At 71.8% G+C, this 23,524-nt stretch carries 20 protein-coding genes; 11 read left to right on the top strand and 9 right to left on the bottom strand.

The window, feature by feature from the left end; all coding sequences use genetic code 11:
• Nucleotides 1–41: 41 nt before the first annotated feature.
• Nucleotides 42–1,367, top strand: coding sequence for a DHA2 family efflux MFS transporter permease subunit (locus tag E1289_RS22560; protein WP_243713076.1), 1,326 nt, complete (start codon nt 42–44; stop codon nt 1,365–1,367).
• 43 nt (nt 1,368–1,410) lie between these two features.
• Here the strand turns inward: E1289_RS22560 and E1289_RS22565 are convergent, their stop codons facing one another.
• The 4 genes from E1289_RS22565 to E1289_RS22580 form a co-directional block, all read right to left on the bottom strand.
• The gene (locus tag E1289_RS22565) at nt 1,411–1,971 is read right to left on the bottom strand and encodes a snapalysin family zinc-dependent metalloprotease (protein ID WP_131983316.1); all 561 of its coding nucleotides are present in this window, start codon (nt 1,969–1,971) and stop codon (nt 1,411–1,413) included.
• An 86-nt stretch (nt 1,972–2,057) separates the two neighbouring features.
• Nucleotides 2,058–2,807 carry a serine protease gene (locus E1289_RS22570; RefSeq protein WP_131983318.1) on the bottom strand — a complete coding sequence of 250 codons (750 nt, stop codon included), beginning with the start codon at nt 2,805–2,807 and terminating at the stop codon, nt 2,058–2,060.
• A gap of 417 nt (nt 2,808–3,224) precedes the next feature.
• Entirely contained in the window at nt 3,225–5,381 is a 2,157-nt protein-coding gene (locus E1289_RS22575; protein ID WP_131983320.1) for a TerD family protein, read from the bottom strand.
• A 45-nt stretch (nt 5,382–5,426) separates the two neighbouring features.
• Nucleotides 5,427–6,680, bottom strand: a complete 1,254-nt coding sequence (locus E1289_RS22580) for an acyltransferase (RefSeq protein WP_131983322.1) — start codon at nt 6,678–6,680, stop codon at nt 5,427–5,429.
• 130 nt (nt 6,681–6,810) lie between these two features.
• On the opposite strand from E1289_RS22580, the gene E1289_RS22585 reads away from it, so the two are divergent.
• From E1289_RS22585 to E1289_RS22630, 10 genes are all read left to right on the top strand, one after another.
• On the top strand, nt 6,811–7,461 hold the full coding sequence (locus E1289_RS22585) for a nitroreductase family protein (RefSeq protein WP_131983324.1): 651 nt from the start codon (nt 6,811–6,813) through the stop codon (nt 7,459–7,461).
• 310 nt (nt 7,462–7,771) lie between these two features.
• Nucleotides 7,772–8,557: an ABC transporter permease gene (locus E1289_RS22590; RefSeq protein WP_243713077.1), complete on the top strand. Its 786-nt coding sequence runs from the start codon at nt 7,772–7,774 to the stop codon at nt 8,555–8,557.
• On the top strand, nt 8,557–9,423 hold the full coding sequence (locus tag E1289_RS22595; protein ID WP_243713078.1) for an ABC transporter permease: 867 nt from the start codon (nt 8,557–8,559) through the stop codon (nt 9,421–9,423). The genes E1289_RS22590 and E1289_RS22595 overlap by 1 nt, the downstream gene beginning before the upstream one ends.
• Complete coding sequence (locus tag E1289_RS22600; RefSeq protein WP_131983326.1) at nt 9,420–10,451, top strand: MlaD family protein; 1,032 nt, start codon at nt 9,420–9,422, stop codon at nt 10,449–10,451. The genes E1289_RS22595 and E1289_RS22600 overlap by 4 nt, the downstream gene beginning before the upstream one ends.
• A 1-nt stretch (nt 10,452) precedes the next feature.
• Entirely contained in the window at nt 10,453–11,532 is a 1,080-nt protein-coding gene (locus E1289_RS22605) for an MCE family protein (RefSeq protein WP_131983328.1), read from the top strand.
• Between the two features lie 52 nt (nt 11,533–11,584).
• Nucleotides 11,585–12,616, top strand: a complete 1,032-nt coding sequence (locus E1289_RS22610) for an MlaD family protein (RefSeq protein ID WP_131983330.1) — start codon at nt 11,585–11,587, stop codon at nt 12,614–12,616.
• A complete protein-coding gene (locus E1289_RS22615) occupies nt 12,613–13,695 on the top strand; it encodes an MCE family protein (protein ID WP_131983332.1) in 1,083 nt (360 codons plus the stop codon). The genes E1289_RS22610 and E1289_RS22615 overlap by 4 nt, the downstream gene beginning before the upstream one ends.
• Entirely contained in the window at nt 13,695–14,711 is a 1,017-nt protein-coding gene (locus E1289_RS22620) for an MlaD family protein (RefSeq protein ID WP_131983334.1), read from the top strand. Before E1289_RS22615 ends, E1289_RS22620 begins: the two co-directional genes overlap by 1 nt.
• On the top strand, nt 14,708–15,997 hold the full coding sequence (locus tag E1289_RS22625; RefSeq protein ID WP_131983336.1) for an MCE family protein: 1,290 nt from the start codon (nt 14,708–14,710) through the stop codon (nt 15,995–15,997). Before E1289_RS22620 ends, E1289_RS22625 begins: the two co-directional genes overlap by 4 nt.
• Nucleotides 15,998–16,011: 14 nt before the next feature.
• Nucleotides 16,012–16,818 carry a hypothetical protein gene (locus tag E1289_RS22630; RefSeq protein ID WP_131983338.1) on the top strand — a complete coding sequence of 269 codons (807 nt, stop codon included), beginning with the start codon at nt 16,012–16,014 and terminating at the stop codon, nt 16,816–16,818.
• 101 nt (nt 16,819–16,919) lie between these two features.
• Here E1289_RS22630 and E1289_RS22635 read toward each other — a convergent pair whose 3' ends face one another.
• The 5 genes from E1289_RS22635 to E1289_RS22655 all read right to left on the bottom strand — a co-directional run bounded on the left by E1289_RS22635 (nt 16,920) and on the right by E1289_RS22655 (nt 23,459).
• Nucleotides 16,920–18,689 carry a glycoside hydrolase family 18 protein gene (locus tag E1289_RS22635; RefSeq protein ID WP_131983340.1) on the bottom strand — a complete coding sequence of 590 codons (1,770 nt, stop codon included), beginning with the start codon at nt 18,687–18,689 and terminating at the stop codon, nt 16,920–16,922.
• Nucleotides 18,690–18,698: 9 nt separating this feature from the next.
• Nucleotides 18,699–20,273, bottom strand: coding sequence for a glycosyl hydrolase family 18 protein (locus E1289_RS22640; protein ID WP_243713079.1), 1,575 nt, complete (start codon nt 20,271–20,273; stop codon nt 18,699–18,701).
• A gap of 252 nt (nt 20,274–20,525) precedes the next feature.
• Nucleotides 20,526–21,413 (bottom strand): phosphorothioated DNA-binding restriction endonuclease, encoded by an 888-nt coding sequence (locus E1289_RS22645; RefSeq protein WP_131983344.1) that lies wholly within the window; start codon nt 21,411–21,413, stop codon nt 20,526–20,528.
• Between the two features lie 10 nt (nt 21,414–21,423).
• Nucleotides 21,424–22,938 (bottom strand): hypothetical protein, encoded by a 1,515-nt coding sequence (locus E1289_RS22650; protein ID WP_131983346.1) that lies wholly within the window; start codon nt 22,936–22,938, stop codon nt 21,424–21,426.
• Nucleotides 22,939–23,066: 128 nt separating this feature from the next.
• Entirely contained in the window at nt 23,067–23,459 is a 393-nt protein-coding gene (locus E1289_RS22655; RefSeq protein WP_131983348.1) for an ATP-binding protein, read from the bottom strand.
• Nucleotides 23,460–23,524 lie beyond the last annotated feature (65 nt).

The following is a 23,524-nucleotide window of genomic DNA, read 5'->3' on the forward strand; positions in this document are numbered from 1 at the left end:
AGCTGTGTATAAGAGACAGGGGTACGCCTGGGTGGGCGGCGTTGCTCGCGGCGGCCATCGGGCAGTTCCTTGTCGTTCTGGACGTCTCCGTTGTCAATGTCGCTCTGCCTGAGGTGCGTGCTGGGCTCGGGCTCGGCGTGACCGGGCTGCAATGGGTCGTCAACGCCTACATTGTGACGTTCGCGGGGTTCCTGCTGCTGGGCGGGCGGGCCGCCGACCTGTTCGGGCGCAAGCGGGTCTTTCTCTTGGGGATCGGGCTGTTCACCGTGGCCAGCCTCGCCGGCGGGTTCGCGCAGAGCGGGGGCGTGCTGATCGCCGCGCGGGCCGTGCAGGGGGTCGGTGCCGCCGTCCTCGCGCCCGTCACGTTGTCGCTGGTGACCGCCAATTTCCCGGAGGGTCCCGCGCGGACGAAGGCGATCGCGCTGTGGACGGCGGTCGGCACCGCCGGGGGCGCCACGGGCGGGCTGGTCGGCGGGCTGCTGACCGACTACCTGAGCTGGCGCTGGGTGTTCCTGATCAACGTGCCGGTCGGGGCGGTCGTCGCGCTGGTCGCCGTCCGGTGGCTGCGGGACGAGCGGGCCGCCGCGCCCCGCGTCCGGCTCGACCTGCCGGGCGCCGTGCTCGTCACCGCCGGGGTGGCGCTGCTCGCGTTCGGCATCGGGCGGATCGAGAGCCACGGCTGGACGGCGCTCGTCCCGCTCACGGCCGGGCTCGTGCTGCTGGCCGCGTTCGTCGCCGTGGAGGCGCGGACCGCCCAGCCGCTCGTGCGGCTCGGGCTGTTCCGGCTGCGCAGCGTGGCGGTCGGCAACCTCGCCACCGTGGTCATCATGATGGGCGGCTTCGCGCTCTGGTACTTCCTGTCGCTCTACATGCAGAACGTCCTGGAGTACAGCGCCGTCCGCGCGGGGCTGTCGTTCCTGCCGCACACGCTGGGCATCATCCTCGGGTCGCGGCTGGCCCCGATGCTCATGGAACGCATGGACGCGCGGCTCCTCGCGGGCGCCGGCGGGCTCATGGCGGCGGCCGGGTTCGCGTGGCAGAGCGTCGTGCTGGACGCGGGCGGCACGTTCCTCGGCTCCATCCTGGGGCCGGGCGCGACCATGGCCCTCGGGTTCGGGCTGCTGATGACGCCGCTGGTGGAGGCGTCCACGCGGGGCGCGCCGGACGAGGAGGCCGGCGCAGTGGCGGGCGTGGTCAACACGTCCCGCACCATCGGCGGCGCCATCGGCCTCACGGTCCTCGGCGCGGCGGCGGCCGCGTCCGGCCCGGAACCGGTGGACGGCTACGCGGCGGCCTTCCTCGCCGCCGCCCTCATCACCGCCGCCGGGACGGCGCTCGTCGCCTTCCTCCCCGGCCGCCGCGCGTGACCGGGCGCCCGCCGGAGAGGACGGGCGCCCGGCGTGCGTGGGGTCAGCGGGCCGCGGCGGCCTCGGTGAGGGTGACGCCGGTCGCGACACCGAGCAGGCCGTACTGGAAGTTCCGCTCGACCTCGGCGATCTCGGCGGAGTTCGGGTAGGGGTTGCGGCAGGACGTCCCGGCGCTGGCCCCGGACATCAGGTCCGTGCAGCGGCCCGTGCGCCGGTCCGGCAGGCCGAGGATGTGGCCCAGTTCGTGGGACGCGATCCGTACCGTGTAGTGGCCTTCCTGGACGGCCTGGCGGCCCATCCAGATCGTGCCTCGTCCGAGGCTCGTGACGCGGGCGCGCGGCCAGCCGTTGTCGGCGACGATGACCACGTCGGCGGGGGACCCGGCGACGAACTGCACGTTCGCGACGCGGGCGTTCCAGATCCGCGCGCCCTCGTCGACCGCCGACCGGAACTCGGCGGAGCGGCTCGCGTCGTACCGGATCGTGCGGACGGCGTCGGCCGCCTCGGCGGCGGGCGCGGCCGAGGCGGCCGTGCCCGTGCCGGCCAGGAAGGCCAGGCCGAGCAGCAGCGCCGCGCAGATCCTCAGCAGGTTTCTGATGACCATGGGGATTCCTCGTGTGGTGGGAGCGGGGTGGTGGTGCCCTCCGCCGGGCACCGCGCTCCGGCGGAGGGCACGTTCACGGTGGCCGGTCAGCCGTTGACGGCCGAGCTGCCGATGATCTGCAGGATGCGGGTGCGGTAGGCGGTGACGTCGCCGTAGATGGCGGGGGACGTCGCGCAGGTGGAGGCGGTGCCGCGGCTGGTCGCGCCGACGAGCTGCCAGCGGCCCGACGAGCCGATGAGCGCGGGCCCGCCGGAGTCGCCGTAGCAGGCGCCGCGCCCGCCGCCGCCCTCGATGCACAGCTCGGCGCTGCTGATGCCGCGGCACTGCGCGTCCGAGAGGATCCGGGTGTCGAGCTGGCGCAGCCCGACGGGCGCGGGTCCGCAGCCGCGCACCGGGCAGGTCTGCCCCCAGCCGAGCAGGCGGGTCGCGGAGCCGACGGGCGCGCTGGTGGCGATGGTCACGGGCGCGGACGAGGCGGGGCTGGCGAGGCGGAGCATGGCGACGTCGCCGCCGAGCGTCTGCCGGGCGGCGACCCGGCGGACCTCGCCGCCGGAGTTGTAGGTGGTCGTGCCGATCCTGACCTGGTACGGCGTGCCGCAGTGCGCCGCGGTCACGACCCAGCTCGGCGCGACGAGCGAGCCGCCGCAGCTGTGCCGGCCGGCCGAGCTCTGCAGCGACACCATGAACGAGTAGGTCTGGGACGCGGGCACACCGCCGACGATCTTGGTCGTGGGCGGCTCGGTGGCCGGCGGGGCGGGCTCCGCGTTGGCCACCGACATTCCGGACAGCGCCATGAACGCCGCCGGAACGGCGGCCAGCAGGCTGCGCTTCTTCATGAGCGGGGGGTCCTTTCACACGAGCGGGGGGGAACGTGCCGACCGCAGGGCCCTGACGGTCACCGGCCGGCGACCCGGAACCACCGCGGCGTCGGACCGGTGCACCGACTATCGACCACGAATGCGCAGACCGCCAATGCCGATTCCGGCGGCCGCCGCCGCAATAGAAGGCTCTCCATGGAAAGAGCGGGCGCCACCTGCGAACTTTCTACGCCCACCCCGCACCCACTGAACGAACGGCCATTTTTTCAACTCGCCCGTTCACACCCTGGAAAAGGCCCGGCCGCCGGGAACGCGAAGCGGGCGCCGCCCGGGGATGGGGGCGCCCGTCACGTGGGTGCGAGGGAAGCGAAGGGGCTGGATACAGGAAGGTGAGAAGGAAGCCCCCTCATGGCCTCGCGGGGACGACGTTAGCAGTCAGGCGGGGATCAGGTCGCCCAGGTTTTCGGGCGTGAAGACCCGCGAGTCCGCGTGCAGGCCCTCGGGGCGGTCGAGGCCGATGTAGGTGACCGGGCCGTCCGGGGCGGTTCCGTCCCAGAGGCTCGTCTTCTCGGCGTCGACGAGGTCCTTCAGGTAGCCGACGGTGAGGAACCGGCGTTCCACGATCCCGCGCACGAGCATCGACGTCGTCACCCGGTTCCCCTCGACCCTGTTGAACTCCATGCCGCCCCGGAGATGCAGGTGCATCCACTTGGCGCGCCACCGGCCGTCGTCGCCGCGCATGAAGACCATCGGCAGCGCGACCCGGCCGGGGCCGCGCAGTTCCGACTTCATCCGGACGGTGCGCGCCTCGAACGGGCGGCCCCGCTGCGCGCGGTCGCGGAGCATGAAACCGAAGAACGACTCCTCGACCTCCTCGAATCCCTCACCGGCGAAAATGTTCACCTGCGGGATGATGAACCGCGCCCCGACGCGCCGCAGTGACAGGTCGATGAACTCCGAGGCGCCTTCGGGGGCGTCGGTGATGTCGCCGGAGTGCCTTCCGCCGGCGGTGGTGAGGTTGGTGTACGACAGCCATTCCGGGTCGAGGTAGTTCTCGTCGAGCATGAGGGCCGAAAGGTCGAAGTCGGTCCTGCGCTCGCGCTGCCGCCAGTAGACGAAGAAGCGCAGCAGTTCCCCGCTGACGGGCGACACCGAACCGCGCGGGAGGACGCCCAGGCCGTGCCCGGCCGCCTTGCCGCTGAGCGGGAGCGCGAGGTCGAGCGCGTCCGGGTCGACCACCAGGTGCCCGGCGGACGGCAGGCGCCCGCGGATCTCCGCGTCGAGGAACGCCGAGAGCCGCGCCACCGTGCCGGGGTCGAGCGGCGCACGCGTGTCGGGCGCCGTCGTGCCGCGGCCGAAGCGGTTGGCGAACACCCGGACCTTCCCCGTCGCTGCGGCGCGGTTCAGCAGGTGCTCCCGCACCGACAGCAGGACCCGGCCCGACACCCGGTGCGCGACGGACTCCGCCGCCGCCAGGACGGCGTGCTCCGCGTCCGGCGCGCCGCGCAGCAGCCGGTCGAGCGACCGGAACAGCAGGCCGGGCGCGCCGGTCGCCGCGCGGGCGGCGCCGGCGACGTCGCCGGCGGCGAGCCGCGCCTCGATCCGCGCCGCGAACGACGGCGCCCGCTTCTCCCCGCGGGCGACCGCGAACACGTCCGCCGCCCGCGGCCACCGCGGGTACTCGTGCGGGTGGAGCCGCTCGCCGAGCCGCTTCCACGGCTCGCGCCAGGCGGCGACGTCCCCGAGCTTGCCCGGGTCCGCGCGCACCACGCCGTCGAGCGCGGCGAGCAGCGACCGCCGGACCGGGCGCGGCAGCGACCCGAACCGGGTCGGCTCCTGGAGGGTCACGTCGCCGCCCGACAGCGCGCACGCCAGGCGCAGCACGTCGGTGACGGTGTCGACCAGCGGGTCCGCGCCGGCCATGACGCGCACCTCGTTGATGAGGGCGCGGTTCTCCCGGACGGGGATGTGCGCCGGCTGCGCGCCGTCGGCGTAAAGCCCGGCGAGGCCGCGCAGCGCCGCGAGGCCGTCCTCGCCGAGCGGCGTCGCGCTGCCCGCGAGCCGCAGGTAGAGCCGCTCGCCCTCGGCGGCGAGGGCGCGGCCCAGGTGCAGTACCGTGACGCGGTCGCCGGCGGCGGCGATCAGCTCGTCGTGGGCGGCGAGCATGTCCTCGTAGGTGTGCCGGTAGACGCCGTAGCCGGGGAGGGTGAGCAGGTTCAGGACGCCCTCGCTGAGCGACTCCGTCGCGGCGGACGCCGCCACCGGGTCGAGGAGCGTCTCGCGCAGGAGGTCCGTCCAGAACTCCAGTGTGTCGGGCACGTTGTTCGGGAAGTCCCGGAAGTACACGTTGTGAGGGACGTGGTCGCCCGCCATCTCCCGGACGACGGGCAGCGTGCGCCCGGCGACGCCGAGCACGGCCGGCTCCGACAGGCCCGACAGCGCGGCCATGAGGTCCCGGGACAGCTTGAACCCGGCCGACATGAGGGCCGCGTCGAAGCGCCGCGCCGCGGCCGCCCCGTCCCCGCGGGGCCCCTCGGGCGCGGGAACGCGGTGCGTGTGCCGGACGATCAGTTCCGCGAGCCAGATGTTCACGGCGTCATGGTCGCAGGACCCCCCGAAACCACGCACATGGTTAATTCAGCTCAGATCGGAGGTTAGGACGCGAGGCTGTGCTTTCACCTCCGGCCGGGGGGCGGGGCGGGTGAGGCGGCGGCCAAGGCGCTGGGCGGGGGCCTCGATCCAGCGGTGGGACGCCCAGCTCAGTGCGAGCAGCACCACGACGAAGAGCGTCAGGCCGAACAGGTCCTGCCGCGCGGGGATCTCCAGGAACTGCACCACCACCATCAGCAGCAGCGGATGCAGCAGGTACACCGAGAAGCTGATCGTGCCGAGGCCGGTCGCCCAGCGGGGGAAGCGCCGGTTCCGGAACCGCCACGCCAGCGCGAACGTGGCCGCCGCCAGCAGGACGGCCCCGGACCAGACCAGCTGCGCGTGCGGCCCGCCCTGGGCGTTGTGCCACGTCCCGGCGGCGACCGCCCCGGCCAGGACGGCGGCGGCCGTGAACGCGCCCGTGCGCCGGGTGATCTGGCCGTGCTCGGCGCGGTGGACGACCGTGCCCAGGAACATGACCGCCAGCATGATGAGGCCCTCCCAGGCGCCGATGCGGCCGTTCACCGTCACCAGCACGAGGGCGATGAGGCCGCCGAGCAGCCCGCCGGCCACCCGCGGCGCGGGACGCTTCGACACCGCCGCCGCGATCGCGACCACCAGCGCGGCCGTGGTCACCGCGACGACCGGGCCGGCGCCCGCCGTCCGCGACAGCAGCGCGCTCGGCGCGTACGCGCCCGCCAGCAGCCCGGTCGCCGTCAGCGAGACGGCGACCAGCGCGACCACCGTGAGCACGAGGGCGACCGGCGCGGACCGCCGGTGCCCGCCCACCACGAACAGCGCGACGATCAGCAGGTAGAAGGCCATCTCGTAGGAGAGCGTCCACAGCACGTTCATCGCGTTGGGGACGTCGAGGAGGTCCTGCAGCATGGTCGTGTGCGCCAGGACGGCGGTCGCGGGGGAGTACCGCTCCAGCCCCGCCCGGAGCCCGAGGACGCCCAGCAGGAAGGGGAGCACCGCGAGGAGGCACGTCACCGCCAGCAGCGGGTAGATGCGGAAGAAGCGGCCGATCCAGAAGTTGCGCACGCTCCCGCGCCGCTCCAGCGACACGGGGATGATGTATCCGCTGACCAGGAAGAACACCAGGACGCCGCATCTGCCGGGATCGAACCAGTCGGTCAGCCACGTCCGGACCGAGGGCAGGTACACGTAGCTCGCGTGGTGCAGGGCCACCGCCAGGGCCGCCCCTCCGCGCAGCGCGTCGAGCCACCCGAGTCTGGACATAGAGGAAGAAACGCCCGAAGCAGCACCCATCCCGACAGACTAGGTGGAGTGGTTTGACTGCGCGGCCGAACTCCAGGATCGCCAGCTTGTGACGGCGGTTCCCGGGCGCCCCTGGGGCACCATGAGGATCATGACGACGCTACCGCTGAGCCCGGACGAACTGCTCACCACGACCCGCACGGTGCGCAAGCGCCTCGATCTGGACCGCCCCGTGCCCCTCGACCTCGTCCGCGAGTGCATGGAGGTCGCGCTGCAGGCGCCGAGCGGGAGCAACCGGCAGGGCTGGCACTGGATCGTCGTCACCGACCCGGAGACCCGCGCGGCGATCGGGGAGCACTACCGGCGCGCGTTCACCGCCTACGCGGCATCCGGCGCCTCGGCCGCCACGCTGTACGAGGACGACCCCGGCCGCGCCGCGGTGCAGCGCCGCGTCGGCGACAGCGCCGCCCACCTCGCGGAGCGCATGGGCGACGTGCCCGTGCTGGTCATCCCGTGCCTGCGGCTGCACGGCGGGAGGCTCCCGGCCGGCAACCAGGCCGGCCTGTGGGGTTCGCTGCTGCCCGCCGTCTGGAGCTACGCGCTCGCGGCGCGGGCGCGCGGCCTCGGCACCGCCTGGACGTCGCTGCACCTCACGTACGAGGCCGAGGTGGCGGAGCTGCTCGGCCTTCCCGAGGACGTGCGGCAGGGCGCGCTCATCCCCACCGCCTACTACACCGGCGACACGTTCCGCCCGGCGCCGCGCGTCCCGCTCGACGAGGTCCTGCATCTCGACCGCTGGTAACCCGGAGGGTCCCGGACACCGCGCACCCGTGGCCGCCGGCAGCTTATTGGCGCACCGCCAATAAGCTATTGCCATGGCGCCAATAAGTCTCTAGTGTCATCCGACACCGGGTTGCGGGCCGCCGCCGACCCTCCAGGCCGCCGGCGGCCCCGCGTGATCACGTCTTCGCGCCAGACGCACGCGGGGTCCGCCGGTTCCATTCCCGACGACCCGCTTGTCATCGCCGCCGCAGCGCCTGTAAGTATGTACTTGCAGAAGTAAGTGCACACTTGCACAGCAGGTGGCCGTCGCAAAGGAAGTGATAGGTCCCTTGTCCGCCATCGACATCCCGCGGCGGGTCCACGGCTTGCTCGACGAGGTCGGCGAGCTGTTCGTCATCGCCCTTGAGGCCGTCCGCCGGACGTGGGACGTGCGGAACTGGGTCTGGGAGTTCATCGAGCAGGCATGGTTCCTCGCCCGCGTGACGAGCCTGCCGGTGATCCTGGTGTCGCTGCCGCTCGGCGCGACGGTCGCCCTCCAGGTCGGGCAGCTCGCCGCCCAGCTCGGCGCCCAGTCCGCGACCGGCGGCACCGTCGTGGTCGGCCTGGTGCGCGAGGTCGCGCCGATCGCCGCCGCGCTGATCATCGCGGGGGCGGGCGGATCGGCGATGACCGCCGACATGGGCGCCCGCCGGATCCGCGACGAGCTGTCGGCGATGGAGGCGATGGCCGTCAACCCCGTCCACCGGCTCGTCACCCCCCGGCTCTGGGCGGCCAGCCTCGTCTCGATGCTGCTGGCCTCCCTGGTCATCGTGTCGGGCGCGGCCGGCGGCTTCGTGTTCAACGTCCTGCTGCAGGACGTCACGCCCGGCGCCTACTTCGACGGCGCGGTGTCGCTGCTCCAGACGTCCGACCTGCTGGTGACGCTGCTGAAGGCGTGGCTGTTCGGGGTCGTCGCCGCCGTGGTGGCCTGCTACATGGGGATGACCTGCGCGGCGAGCCCCGTCGGCGTCGGCCGCGCCGTCAACCGCGCGATCGTCGTCGCGTTCCTGCTGGTGTTCGCCCTCAACTACGTGATCACGACGGTGTACTTCGTCGCGTTCCCGCCGAGGATCTGATGGCCGGGCTGCCCGTGATGGAGAAGGTCGCCCCGCGCGCCGTCCACGCCGGGTCGGCGGCGCTGGAGCGCTCCGGGGACCTGGCCCAGTGGCCGGTGTTCGTCTACCGCATCCTGCTGTACTCGGTGCGGGACCTGGTCCTGCGCCGCAAGTACACCAAGACCATCGCCCGGCACGTCAGCGACGTGGTCGTGGGCGTCGGCGCCAGCGTCGTCGGCGGCGGCATGATCTTCGTCATCTTCACGATGGCGTTCTTCGTCGGCACCGAGGTCGGGCTGCAGGGCTACACCGGGCTCCAGTCGATCGGCGCGCAGTCGTTCATGGGCCTGGTCGGGTCGTTCGCGAACGTCCGCGAGATCACCCCGGTGATCGCGGCGGTGGCACTCGCCGCGCAGTGCGGGTCGGCGTTCACCGCGGAACTCGGCGCGATGCGCATCTCCGAGGAGATCGACGCCCTGGAGGTCATGGGCATCGGGTCGTTCGCCTACCTGGTGTGCACCCGCGTCGTGGCGGCGCTGATCGCGCTCGTCCCGCTGTACCTGATCGCGCTGTTCGCCAGCTTCTTCGCGACCCGGCTGATCAGCACGGGGTTCTTCGACCTGGCGCCCGGCGTGTACGACTACTACTTCCGGCTCTACCTGCCGACGATCGACCTGGTCTACAGCGCGATCAAGGTCGGGGTGTTCGCCTTCGCGGTGATCACCATCCACTGCTACTACGGCTACTACGCGACCGGCGGCCCGGCGGGCGTGGGCCGCGCCGCGGGCCGCGCGATCCGGCTGTCGATCATCGTCATCGTCGTGCTGAACCTGCTGCTGTCCTACGTGTTCTGGGGCAGCGGCGCGACCGTGAGGCTCACCGGATGATCAACGACGAGATCCCGCTGCCCCGCCGCCTGCTGATCAGCGCGCTCACGCTCGCGGTGCTGGCGGCGGCGCTGTACGTGCTGATCGCCCGCCCGGGACGCGACCCCGGGACGCTGCTCACCGCCGAGTTCGGCCGCGCCGGGCAGGGCCTCGGCACCGGCGCCCCCGTGAAGATCCGCGGCGTGACCGTCGGGTCGGTGGCGGAGGTGGGGCTGACCGGCGGCGGGCGGGCGCGCCTCACCCTCCGGCTGGAGCAGGGGACGCGGGTCCCCGACACCGTCACCGCGTCCATCGTGCCCGCGTCGGCGTTCGGCCCCAAGTACGTCGACCTGCTCCCCGGCGCGCACTCCCGCACCGGCCCCTACCTGGCGTCCGGGGCGCGGATCACCCGCACCTCCGACCCGCGCGACCTGTCGGACCTGCTCGGCCGCGCCGACACCGCCCTCGGCGCCGTCGACGCGCGGGAGGTCCAGACGATCGTGCGGACGATTGCCGCGGGCCTCGACGGGCAGGGCGCCCGGCTCGGGGAGACCATCGACCAGACGGGAATCCTGCTGGACGTCGCGCACCGCAACCGCGGCAACGCCCGCCGGTTCGTCGGCGACGCCGCCGACCTCGCCGGCGCCGTGTCCGACAAGGGCGACGAGCTGACCGGCATCTCCGGCGACACCAACACCGTCATCGACGCGGCGGCCCAGGGCGAGGGCAGGCTCGCCGGGTTCGCCGACGGCCTGTCGGACGTGTCGCTGCTGGCCGCGCACGGGTTCGGCAAGCGCGGCGGGCAGCTCGGCCAGGCGTTCCGGTCCGCCGAGCGCACCGCCCTCATCATCTACGCCCAGCTCGGCCTCGTCGGCGACGCCGTCCGCACCGGCAACCAGCTGCTGCCCCTCTACGGCGAGCTGACGTCGCTGAAGGGGGTCGAAGGCAAGAACTACATCCGCTCCCAGGGGCTCCTGCCGTCCGACCCGTGCGGGCTGCTCCTCGGGCTGTGCGGCCCCTACGGCGCCCCCGCCCCGGGAGGTGGGTGACATGGCGAGGTTCCTCGGCAGCAGGCAGGCCCGCGCCCGCGCCGGCCTCGTCGTCCGGCTGGTGACGTTCGTGACGGTCACCGGCGTCCTCACCGCGTTGATCGGGATGCAGATCGCCCGTGTCGACACCGAGGGCGGCTGGCGGGTGTCCGCCACGTTCGACGACGCCAGCGGGCTGCTGAAGGGCGACGAGGTCAAGATCGCCGGGGCGCCGGTCGGCCGGGTGGACGAGGTGAAGGTCGTGGACGGCAAGGCCCGCGTCGCCCTCACCGTCCGCGACTCGGTGACGGTGCCCGCCGACAGCGAGGCCGCGATCCGCTGGCGCGACGCCATGGGCCGCCGCGTCGTGTACCTGCTGCCCGGCAGGAGCACCGAGAAGATGCGCCCCGGCGCGCACATCACCCGCACCCGCTCCGTCGTGGACGGCAGCGCGCTGATCGAGCAGCTCGGCCCCCTCGTCCGCAGCCTGGACGTCAAGGAGGTCAACACGGTCCTGGTGTCGCTGTCGCAGGCGCTCGACGGCAACGCCGGGAACATCGACCGGCTCATCGCCGACATCGACGTGCTGTCGGCGTCGCTCGCGCGGCGCCGCGCGATGCTGAAGCGGATGCTGGACGACTACGCCACCGTCACCGGCATCATCGCCCGCCGCGACAAGCAGATCGGCTCCGCCGTCGACGACCTCGTCAGCCTCGGCGACGCGTTCGCCGACAACCGGAAGCTCATCGACGGCAGCCTCGTCCAGCTCGCCGCCCTCACGCGGACGTCCGACTCGGTCCTCACGCGCAACGAACGCGAACTCGGCCAGGTCATCGAGCGGCTCTCGGCGTTCAGCGCGGGCGTCGGCCGCAACCGCGCCGCCGTCCTCCGACTCCTGCAGTCGGTGACGCCGAAGCTCCGGAACATCTTCGCCGCCGTCGACAACGGCCGGTTCGTGGAGTCCGCCATACCCTGCCTGACGCTCGCGGCGCCGCCCTGCCCGTACCCGACGCGGCTGCCCGGCCCGCGCGAGGGCGCCCACGGCGTCGACACGCCCGAGGCACTGGAGAACCTGATCGTCGGGGGGACCAAGTGGGGATGAGGCCCTGTCGCCGCGCCGCGGTGCCGGTGGCGGCGCTGCTCGGGAGGTTCAGATGGCCATGAAGTCGTTCCGGGACCGGAACCGGATCACGGTCGGGCTGGTCTCGGCGGGCACGCTGATGGCGCTCGTCGTCACGGTCTACCTCGTCGGCACCCGCGGGCTGCTCCAGGACCGCTACACCATCACCGGCGTCTTCGCCGCCACCGGCAACCTCCGCTCCGGGGACGAGGTGCGGGTCGCCGGCGTCCGGGTCGGCGAGGTCACCTCCGTGCAGCCCGACCACCGCCGCGGCCACGTGGTGGTCGGCTGGAAGGTGGACGGCGAGATCGACCTCGGCCCCGCCACCCGCGCGGAGATCAAGGTCGCCAACGTGCTCGGCGGGCGGTACCTGCGGCTGTCCGGCCCGGTCGCCGAGCCGCACCTGGCCGACCTGCCCGAGGAGAAACGCCGCATCCCCCTCGACCGCACCCACGTCCCCACGACGATCAACAACGTGCTGGACGACTCCGCCCGCACCGTCTCCAAGCTCGACACGAAGGCGATCAACAAGATCGTGGCCGAGCTGAACGGGATCGGCGACGACGACCGCGGCAGGCTCGGCGACGCCCTGTCCAACCTCGCGAAGCTCGCGGAGACGGTGCACGAGTCCGAACCGCGGATCGAGGCGCTGCTCGACAACGGCGACCGCGTCCTCAAGCTCGCCAAGGCCAAGGACGCCGAGCTGTCCCGGCTGCTCACCAACGTCCAGATCATGCTGGACGAGCTGCGCAAGCGCCGCACCGAGCTGGCCGCGTTCCTCGGCAGCGGCAGCCGCACCGTCGAGAGCCTCACCCGCGTCATCGACCGGCAGCAGGCGAAGCTGCTGTCGCTCGTCGCCGACCTGCGCGGCACGCTCGGCACCCTCCGCCCCGCGACCGGCGACTTCAACACGCTGCTCGCCTGGGCGGGGCCGACGCTGTCCGGGCTGGCCGGGACCGGCGGGCAGGGCCCCTGGCTGGAGGTCCTCGCCACCGGCCTCGGACCGCTGTCCCCGCAGGACCTCGCCGGCCTCACCGAACTCGCACCACCGGAGGCACGGCGATGAGCAACGAGGCGACGCCGACCAACGGCCGGGAGAAGCAGCGCCAGGCGATGAGACGTCCCGTCGCGGCCGCCGCCGCCCTCGCCCTGACCGCCGCCCTCGGCGGCTGCGGGGTGGTGTCCGAGCCCACCTACCCGATGACCGTGTACTTCGCCAAGGCTCCGTCCCTCTACAAGGAGTCCCAGGTGAAGGTGATGGGCGCCGACGCCGGGACCATCACGTCCATCAGGAGCGAACGCCACCGCGTCCGCGTGGACTTCGACGTCAAGCGCTCCGTGCCCGTCCCGGCCGACGCGCACGCCGCCATCGAGTCCGCCGACGCGCTCGGCGAACGGTTCGTCACCCTGCACCCCGTCTGGAAGCCCGGCATGCCCAAGGCCGGGCCGGGCACCGTCATCCCGCAGGAACGCACCGAACTGCCCATCGAGATCGACGACGCGCTCGCCGCGTTCGCCAAGCTCAACGAGTCGATCGACGGGAGCGCCCTCGGCCCCGCCGTGCACCGCGCCGCCGAATCGCTGCGCGGCCGGGGCGACGGCATCAACGCCGCCCTGCACGACACGTCCGAACTGACCCGCGACCTCGCCGCGCAGGACAAGCGGATCGTCTCCCTCGCCGACGGCCTGCACCACCTCGCCGCCGACCTCAACGCCCGCGACAGGAAGCTGTCGGACCTGCTGCGCTCCTTCTCCAGCACCGGCCGCACCCTCGCCCAGGAACGCCAGGCGCTGCGCGACTTCATCGCGGGCCTCGCCGCCGCCATCCGCAAGAGCGAGGTGCTCATCACCGCCTACCGGGAGACGCTGCCGAGCACCGTCGCCGACCTGTCCAACATCGTGCTGACGCTCAAGGGCAACGTCGCCGGCCTCACGCAGGCCATCGACAGCCTCGGCCGGTTCGCCGACGTCGCCATCGGCGCGTGGGACCGCCGCAACCACGTCGCCACCATCCGCGTCGTCGTGCACGGCACCGTCCGGGCGTGGCTCCAGCCGCTCTTCACCGCGCTGGGCTGGGGCACCGTCCCGTGCGCCGAGGGCAACCGGGACCTCGGCGACTGCGCTCCGCCGCCGGGAGGGCCGTGATGACACGGAAACTCGTGACCTGCGCGCTGGTCGCCGCGCTGATCGCCGGCCTCGGGGGATGCTCCCTGCGGACGACCGGCGCCCCGAAGGGCGACCTGACCCTGCACGCCACGTTCGACGACGTGCAGAGCCTCGTCCCCGGGCACAGCGTCCAGGTCGCCGACATCCGCGTCGGCACCGTCACCGCCGTCCGGCTGGACGGCTACCGCGCCCGCGTCACCATGTCGCTGCGCGACGACCGGCGCATCCCCACGGGGACCACCGCCACGATCGCCAAGTCGTCCCTGCTCGGCGAGAACTACGTGCGGCTCGACCTCGCGCCCGGACGCCGCCTCGACACCGGCCCCTACCTCGCGTCCGGCGACGCCATCGGCCGCACCGCCGTCCAGCCCGACCTGGAGCAGATCAGCGCGAAGGTCGGGCCGCTCCTCGCCGCGCTCGGCGGCCAGGACATCGCCACCATCAGCGGCGAGTCCGCCACCGCGCTCGGCGGCCGGGGAGCCAAGCTCAACACGCTCATCGAACGCGCCGCCGAGGTCGGCGACCAGTACGCCGCCGCCAGCAACGACCTGGTCCGCGCGCTCGACTCGCTCGCGCGGCTCGGCACGTCGCTCCGCCAGGGCTCGAAGGAGATCGACCGGCTGCCGGGCAACGTCGAACTCGCCACCCGCCGCCTCCAGGACGACCGCGACAACCTCAAACGCACCATCCGGTCGCTCCTGGAACTGGCCACCTCCGTCAACGCCAGGGTGCAGCGGCGCCACGCCGCGCGGCTCGCCGCCCTGCTCGCCCGCGCCGACGAACTGCTCGCCGCCGCCCTGCGCGGACGCGACGAGCTGAAGGCCCTCACCGGGACGGTCCTGGACTTCCTGCACGGCCCGTCCGTGTCGCACAGCGGCCAGGCCCTCCTCTTCCTGTGGATCAAGGGTTTCCTGCCGCACCCCGGCGCCGCGACCACCGCCGCGGCGCCCGGCGGACGGCAGGACCTCAACGGACTGCTGAGGCCACGCTCATGAGATACCCCCGCGTCGCCGTCAACCTGGTCTTCTTCGTCCTGCTCGGCATCGCCCTCACGGTGTGGGCCGTCCGCAGCCTCATCCACATCGACGCGCTCGAACGGCCCTTCACCGTCACGGCCGACTTCGAGACCTCGCCCGGCCTGCACGGCGACCTGGAGGTCACCCACCTCGGCGTCGCCGTCGGCGAGGTCGGCGACATCAGGCTGGAGGGCGACCACGTCGCCGTCACCCTCGACATCCGCCGCGACGCCCGGGTCCCCGCCGGGGTCGGCGCCCGCGTCCTGCGCAAGTCCGCGATCGGCGAGCCGTACATCGAGCTGACCCCGGCCAAGACCGGCGAGAACCGGACGCTGCAGAACGGCGACCACATCCCGATCTCCCGCACCGCCGGGACCACCGACTACAAGCAGCTGTTCGAGGGACTCAGCGGCACCCTCGACGCCGTCGACCCGCGCGACACCCGCACGCTCGTCCACGAACTGGCCACCGGCCTCGAAGGGCGCGGCACCGACCTGCACGACATGATCTCCGACACCCACCGCCTCACCGGCACCCTCGCCGCCGAGGCCGGCACGCTGGACGCCCTGTCGCGCGAGCTGACCCGCCTCACCGCCACCCTCGCGACCCACCGCGGCGACATCGCCTCCGGCGTCAACGACCTGGCACTGTTCAGCACGTCCCTGCGGCGGTCGACCCGCGACCTGAACAGCGTCCTCGACGAGGGTCCCGGCGCGATGCGGAACATGCACGCCCTCCTCCAGGAGGCCCGCCCCGGCCTCGACTGCCTCCTCAGCGCGGCGGCGACGCCCACCGCCCCGCTGATGACGCCCGAGAACCAGCGGAAGATCACCCACGTGCTGCGGCTCGTCCCGACCCTCCGGGCGCTCGTGGCGGACGTGACCGACGTCGACCCCACCGGACGGTACATCCGCGTCACTCCCGTCATCACCCTCACCGGCTCCAAGGCGGCGACCGAGTACACGACCCCCGTCGCCAAGCCCGTCGCGCCGCGCCTCACCTACTGCGCCGCCAACGTCAAGGACCCGGAGGTCGCGGCGGCCGCCGCCAAGATCAAGCCCACGCCCGGGACGACCGGGGGGACGCGGCCCGGCTCGGGTGCCGTGGGCACCTCGCCGAACGCCGACCTGCGGCCGGTGAGCGACACCGGAGACCACCCGTCCGCGCGCTGGCTGCCCCTGCTGCCGCCCGTGCTCGGCGGCGTCATCGTCCTCGCCACCGCCTGCAACGCACTGCGCGCCCTCGTCCGGCGCCGTACCAATTAGCCCCGGAGGACCCCGTGACCAGGACCGACACCACCAAGCCCACTAAGCCCACCAAGCCGGAGGAGCCCGCCGAAGAGGAGCCCGCCGAGGAAAGGGCCGCCGAGGAGGAGCCCGCTGAGGAGAAGGCCGCTGAGGAGAAGGCCGCCGAGGAGGAGCCCGCGGCGGAGAAGGCCGCTGAGCGGGAGCCCGGCGAGGCGAAGGTCGTAGGAAAGGTGGCCGGCGACGCCGATGCCGGTAGGCGGTCGTGGGCGCGGATGCCGGGCAAGGCGGCGCTGGTCAGGGCGACGGTCGCGGTGGCGCTCGTCGGGTCGGTGATCACCGCCGGGCTGCAGTGGTACCAGGCCGACCAGGCGGCGCAGCGGGACGCGGAACGCCGGGAGGTCCGCTCCAGCGCGGCCGAGTTCGGCGAGGCGCTGCTCAGCTACGACCACACCAAGCTCCAGGCGGCGCGGGACCGGGTGCTCGGGCTGGCGTCGGACGACTTCGCCAAGACCTACGACGAGGCGTTCACCGGCGGCCTCGAAGGCGTCATCACGAAGCTGAAGGCGAACGCGACGGCGACGGTCCGCACCGTGTACCTGGGGGAGATCGAGGCGGGCACCGCGAAGGCCGTCGTCGTCATGGACTCCGAGGTGACCAGCACGGCGGGCACCCGCCGCGTCCTCGGCTCCTACCTCGACATGCGGCTGGCGCGCCGCGGTGACGAGTGGAAGGTCACCGAGGTCACCTCGGTCGGCGCGGCGAACGAGACGATGACCAACCCGGACGGCGAGCAGGAGAAGCCGGACGCGGGCGTCCCGTCCCCGGACCCGAGCCCGTGAGCGGGAAGGAACAGGGCCGGTGCCACGCAGGTGCGGGGAATGGCACCGGCCCTGCGCTCAGGTGACCCCGGCGGCGGCCGTCGGGCGGGACCGCCGGGACCTCATGGGAGGGCGTTGAGGAACGGTTCGTGGCTGTTCATGAACTCCCAGGAGTGGTAGCGGTCCCAGTTGATCGACCAGGTCATCAGCCCGCGCAACTCCGGTGACGTCCCGCCGCGGAGGGTGTACGAGCCGCAGTCCTGGCCCTTGACCAGGCAGTTCAGCGCCTGGTGCACCTGCGCGGGCGGGGTGTGGCCGTTGCCCGCGCTGACGGCGGCGGGCAGGCCGAAGGCGATCTGGTCGGGGCGCAGGCCGGGGAACGTGCGGCCGGTGTTCCCGACCGTGAACCCGGCCTTCACCATGTCGGTCATCGCGATGTGGAAATCGGCGCCGCCCATCGTGTGGTACTGGCCGTCCAGCCCCATGACGGGACCGGAGTTGTAGTCCTGGACGTGCAGGACGGTCAGGTCATCGCGCATGGCGTGGATCACCGGCAGGTACGCGCCCCTCCGGTTGTCGCCGCCCGCGGTGCCGGGGCCGTAGAACTGGTGCCCGACCTGCACGAAGAACGTCTCGGGCGCCATAGTCAGGACGAAGTCGTCCCCGTACCTGGCCTTCAGTGACCGCAGCGCCGAGATCAGGTTGACGATCACCGGTGTGGTGGGGGCGCGGAAGTCGGTGTCGCCCGCGTCGAGGTAGAGGGAGTGGCCCTCGAAGTCGATGTCCAGGCCGTCCAGCCCGTACCGGTCGATGATCTCGGAGACCGACCGGACGAACGCGTCCCGCGCGGCGGACGTCGTGAGCTGCACCTGGCCGTTCTGGCCGCCGATCGAGATCAGCACCTTCTTGCCCTGCGCCTGCTTCGCGCGGACGGCGGCGGTGAACTCGGCCTCGCTCTCCACGTTCGGGCACTCGCTCACCGGGCAGCGGGTGAACCGGATGTCGCCGGACGTGGGCGACGTCGGCTCACCGAACGCGAGGTCGATGATGTCCCACGCGTCCGGGACGTCCGCCAGCCGCACGTACCCGGAACCGTTGGCGAAGCTCGCGTGCAGGTAGCCGACGAGCGCGTGCTTCGGGAGACCGGTGTCGGCGCAGCCGCCCGTCCGGGCGCTGACCGTCGCGGACCTGGCCGACTCACCGACGTCGTTGTAGGCGGCGACCGTGTAGCTGTGCGAGCTGCACACCGGGAGTTCCGAGATGGTGGTGCTCGTCCCGGGCACGGTGGCGCGCAGGGTGGAGCCCTCGTAGACGCGGTAACCGGTCACGTTCCCTGTGGCCGGGGTCCATGACAGGGAGATGGAGGTGTCGGTGACGGTATCGACCTTGGGTGTTCCGGGGTTGCCGGGTACTCCCGGCTGGGGCTCGCCGCCTGGGCCGTCCAGGACGACATCGTCGGCGTGGTACGTCCCGTTGCCGTACCAGCCGTGCAGGAAGATCTCCGCTGACGTCTGGTTCGCGCCCGTGGTGAACGAGACCGACAGCCTCGTGAAGTCGGCGGCCGAGGGAGTCCACGTGGACGCCCCGCCGGCCACACCGAGGTAGACGTAGTCGCCGCGCACCCACGCGGACAGCTCGTACGCGGTGTTCGGCTGAACGCCGACCGTCTGCGTGCATCGGCCGGTGTCGCCCGCGGTCACCCCGCCCGCGAGCGCGTACGATCCCGTCCGCACCGGGCCGGTCACCGCCTCCGAACCGCCGGAGCACGTCCAGTTCGTGAGCTTGCCGCTCTCGAAACCGGCGTTGGCCAGCACGTTCGCCGCCTGCGCGGGGCCGGTGACCCCGGTGAGCAGCCCGGCGACCATGGCCGCCACGACCCAGATCCTCTTCATGACGGCCCTCTACGGAAGTGTGTCCAGGTGCGGGCGGACGGTCCTGGAGAACGCGCCGCCGTTCGTGACGTCCCAGTTGATCGACCACGTCATCGCGCCGCGAATGCCGGGATACGTCCGGGACGGGGTGAACGAGCCGCAGTTGGTGCCCTTCGCCAGGCAGTCGAGGGCGTCGTTGACCCTCGCGGGCGCGACCACTCCGCCGCCCGCGGCGCCCGGCCCGGCGGGGAGCCCCAGCGCGACCTGGTCGGGGCGCAGCCCGTTCTCGAGCTGGATGCACGCCAGCGCGGTCATGAAGTCGACCGTCCCCTGCCCGTACACCTGCTGGTCGCAGCCGAGCATCGTGCCCGAGTTGTAGTACTGCATGTGGACGACGGTGAGGATGTCCTTGATGTTCAGCGCGAGCCGGAAGTACGACCCGGCGGTGGACTGCATGTCGATCGTCTGCGGCGCCATCGTGATGATCAGCCCGCTGCCCGTCGCCGCGTGCAGCGTCCGGAGCGCCTGCTCCATGTAGGTCGGGTCGAGGCCGTTCTCCAGGTCGATGTCGACGCCGTCGAAGCCGTATTCGGTCATGAGCCCGTGCACGGAGTCGGCGAAGAGCTGCGCGGAGGCGGCGTCCGCGACGCGGATGGCGCCCCTCTCGCCGCCGACCGACAGGATGACCTTCTTGCCGCTGTTCTGGAGTGCGGCGACGTCCGCCTTGAACTGCGCGTCGGCGTATCCGCCGAGTGCGTCCGACAGTTCGGGGTCGACCCGGAAGGTGACCTCGCCGGGACGGGGCGTCGCCTCACCGAACGCGACCGCGATGAGGTCGTACTCGTCCGGGACCTGCGAGAGCCTCATCTCCTCGGCGGGGTTGACGAAGTCGTGCCAGTAGCCGGTGAGGAAGTGGCGGGGGAGCGGCCCGGTCGCGCATCCGGTCGTCGCGCCGGTCACGGCCGTGCTGGCGGGCGACTCGCCGTCGCCGTCGTATGCCCGGACCGTGTAGGTGTGCGTCGAACAGGTCGCCAGGCCGGAGATCGTGGCGGTGGTTCCGCTGACGGTCGCGCGCAGGTCGGAGCCCTCGTAGACGCGGTATCCGGTGGGCGCGCCCGTGGCGGCCTGCCAGGACAGGGTCAGGGACGAGTCGGTGCGGCCGGTGACGGTCGGCGTGCCTGGCCTGCCCAGCTCGCCGGGGTCTTGCGGGTCGTCGCCCGTGCAGGGCCGGTCGTTGAACGTGCAGTTCTCCGGGGCACCGGGACCGTTCCCGACGAAACCGAACGTGACCGATCCGCCTGCGGGAATGGTGGCGTTGTATTCGCGGTGCTGGAACGTGTGGTGCTGCCCGTCCTTGGTGAGCAGGGCGTCCCAGTAGGTGCCGATGGACGTGCCGGCGGGTAGGTCGAACTCGACCCGCCACCCGTCGATCGTGGTGCTGGAGCCGTTGGTGAGGGTGAACCGTCCCTCCCAGCCGGAGCCCCAGTCGGAGGTCTTGCCGAACGTCGCGGAGGAGGCCGCCGCGGCGTGGCCACTCGCGCCCAGCGGGGCGAGGAGGGCGATCAGGAGGACGGTGAGGGCGGTGAGTACGGAGCGGGGACGCACGTCTGACTCCATCGGTAGGGAAGGCCGGCCGATCCCCCGAGACCCCGAGTCGAGCTAATGATTAGGAAGGTTTCCTATAAGTTCTTGGGTGCACGGTAACCATCGGCCGTGGCCGGGATCAACCCCCTGGTCCGCCGGTGGTGTCCCCTTTGTCCAACCAGCCCAGCTTGGACGCCGAACCAGCGCGAACCCGGGGACAAGTTGGGCATCAATCGCCGGAGGAGCGGGCAGCCGAGCAGCAATATTCGCCAATCAGGCCGCGCGGGGCGCTCCCCGGAAGACCTGTTTCGTGTGCCAAGCGATGTGGTCTCGCTCGACCGGGGCGAGACCGGGCTGCGGCTTCCGCGCCGACCGTCCCGCGAGGTCGAGGACCATGCCGCGGGACGTCGCGGCACGGCTGATGTACTTGCGCGACACCGTGATGGTGCGGTCGGCCGCCAGACCGACGACACCGCGGTCGAAAAGCCGGTGATGCAGCGCGCACAGGCAGATCCCGTTGCCCAGCTCGTTGGGCCCGCCGAACGTCCGCCACCGGACGTGCGCGGCGTCCAGCCCGACCGCGACACCGTCCAGCCAGCCGTCGTAACCGCAGAAGGCGCAGCAGTACTCGTACGCCAGCAGCACTTCCGGACGGAACGCGGGATCGCGGGGGCCGAATTCGTCACTCACATGGGACGGGAGTTCCGCGTCTTCCAGATCCAACCCGACCATCTGGCAGATATCGGCATGCAGTGACGGTGCGAAGTTGGCGTCCAGCAGGGCGCGGACCAGTTGGGGGAGTAGCGCCGAATCTTCGGTGAGGGCGGTGGCGAGGTTCGGATGCAGCCGGCCGCGTGCGTGCAAGGCCCTCAACGGGCCCACATTGGGGCCTGGACTGCCGCCGCCATCGGCCGTCGTGACCTCCCACAGGCGGTCGGTGGTCAGGTGGTGGAACGGGTAGCCCGCGCTGGTCTCCCGAGGTGGTCCGAACTCTTTCAGCAGTCGATTCAAGTCCTGCTCTGCTGCGGAGAACTCGATCGCTTCTGGTCCTTGGTTGCGGAATCGCCCGAGCGCGTAGAGCAGGAGCAGGGGTTTGTGCGGGGCGCGTTCGCCATTGCGGGTGTACCGCCTGACGCCGAGAACCCGCTCCACCCAATCCACCTCCGACACCCTAATCCGGCTTGGCGGTGGCCGCCGATTCGTTCAGGAGATGGTGAAGCGTGGTCTTTGCGGCCAGGTCTGGGCCTGCCTGGATCGCCTTGGAGATGGTGTCGTCCCAGTCGGTGGCCGCTTCGTCGGTCGTGGACGTGAACGTCTCCTGAATGGCGTCGCCGGACAGCAGCCCGGCCATGGCGATCAGTGGGCGCGCCCAGCCGCGGCCCTCGGCGGTGAAGGAGACGTCCAACTTCCAGCGGTCGTCCTCCCCTGGCGAGCCCGCGATCGAAAAGATCCCCTCCCCCAGGGGCTGCTCGACCTTCGCGGTGAAAGCCGGGCGGTCGTCGCCTGAACCGCCGACGTCTGCCCACCAGCGCTCAAGATCTCCTTCGGCCGTCACTTTAAGCCGCGTGATCTCTTCGAACTCGCCGTCGAACGCAGCCCGGACGATGGTCGGCTTCTCCGCGCTGTCGAGTTCGGCCCATCCGGTCCGCGCGTTCTCCGGGCTGTTGAACTCGATCCGGCTGGAGCCGTCCGGATCCCACGCGGTCACGCTGATGTCCAGCGACTCGGTTCGCCGCTTCTTTCCGGTCTCGTTGTGCTCCTTGGTCTCGTTGTGCTGCGTGGTTTCGTTGTGCTGCGTGGTTTCGCTGTTCGGTTCGAGGGCTATGCGGTAGCGAGCGCCGGGCTGGATGTGTTCGCCTTCGAGGAGCCGGATATCGGCGGACGTATCCATGAGGCGTCCGTTTTCGACGCGCAGTTCTCCGATGTGGCGGTGGAGGGCGGCCATGTAGTCCTCGACCCATTCACGCGAGACGGGCTTGACCTCCACCTGATGCCGCACGGTGACCCGCTCCTGCAACCCGCGTTCCACCATGCCCGGAACAGCGCCGTTCCAGGCGGCCTCTGTGCGGTCGAGAGCCCTGCCCAGGATGCGGCGGATGCGGCTCCGCATGACCAGCAGGCCGATCGCGGCCGGCGGCCGCGCGATCCAGCGGCCGCGGAGCCTCAACTTGCTCTGCACACTCCAACGTCCGTCGTCGTCTTCGCCTCGGCCGACGAGACAGGAGACGAAAGCAAACGGATGCTTGACCCGCAGGGAGATGGGCGGCGTGGTACGCGGTCCGAGAGAGGCCCACCAGTCCTCGAACCGCCCCTCCACCTCCCATGCCGCGCGCAAAAGCATGCGCAGCGGCCCCGCCCCCCGATAGTCACCTTCGACGCGGAGGCTCTCCAGCCGTCGACCTGACATGCGCAGCTCCGCTCGCATGTTGACGACGTGGCCCTTGACATCGGCCGTGATCTCGACTTGCGATTCGCCGGTCCGGTTCCAGGACACCACCTTCAGGTCGGCGTAAGTGTTTTCGTCGTCCACCTCCTCCGGCACCACCCGATAGCGAGCCCCGGCGGTGAGATGCTCGCCCTCCACCAGGCGCACACCTCCGGGAAGATCGGCTCCGGCGTCCAAGCCGTCGTCATTGGGGGACGCTTTCTCCAAGACGTCCAGCAAGGCGCGGGCGACATCGTCCACCAGAGAGCGAGGAACGGGGACGAGCGTGAGAGTGTCCTGAAAACGGGCCATGGAGATAATATTTCCGCTTTCCGTCCTGCTCTGCCATCGCTCCGGAGCTGTTGGAGCCGGCGGGGTGACGGAATCTCTCAGCGAAGCTTGGCCCAGGTGACCTTGCCGCCTTCGTTCAGGGGACGGACGCCCCAATCGGTGACGAGTTCGGACATCAGCAGGAGCCCCCGGCCGGACGTCGCCGCGTGGTCCTCCCGTCCGATCACCGGCCGCCCTTCGCCGGCGTCCCAGACCTCAACGATCACCCCGCCGTCGCGCTCGTCCATGAAGACGCGGATGATGATCGGCCCTTCCCCGTGCAGGTAGGCGTTGGTGACGAGCTCGCAGACCACCAGACGTCCCAGGTAGTCGTCGGCGATGCCCCACTCGCGGAACCGCTCCGCGAGGAAGCGACGTGCGAGGAGAGGGGCCTGGTCCGTGGGCTCGAGAACGAGCGTCGGGACCTCGGATGCGGTGGCGGTTGTCGGCATGGATGTGACCTCTTCGGGGCGTTGTCCGGATTCGGCTTCACAGCATGGACCGGAACAACTACTTT

Source organism: Actinomadura sp. 6K520 (assembly GCF_004349245.1).
Taxonomy (GTDB): Bacteria; Actinomycetota; Actinomycetes; order Streptosporangiales; family Streptosporangiaceae; genus Spirillospora.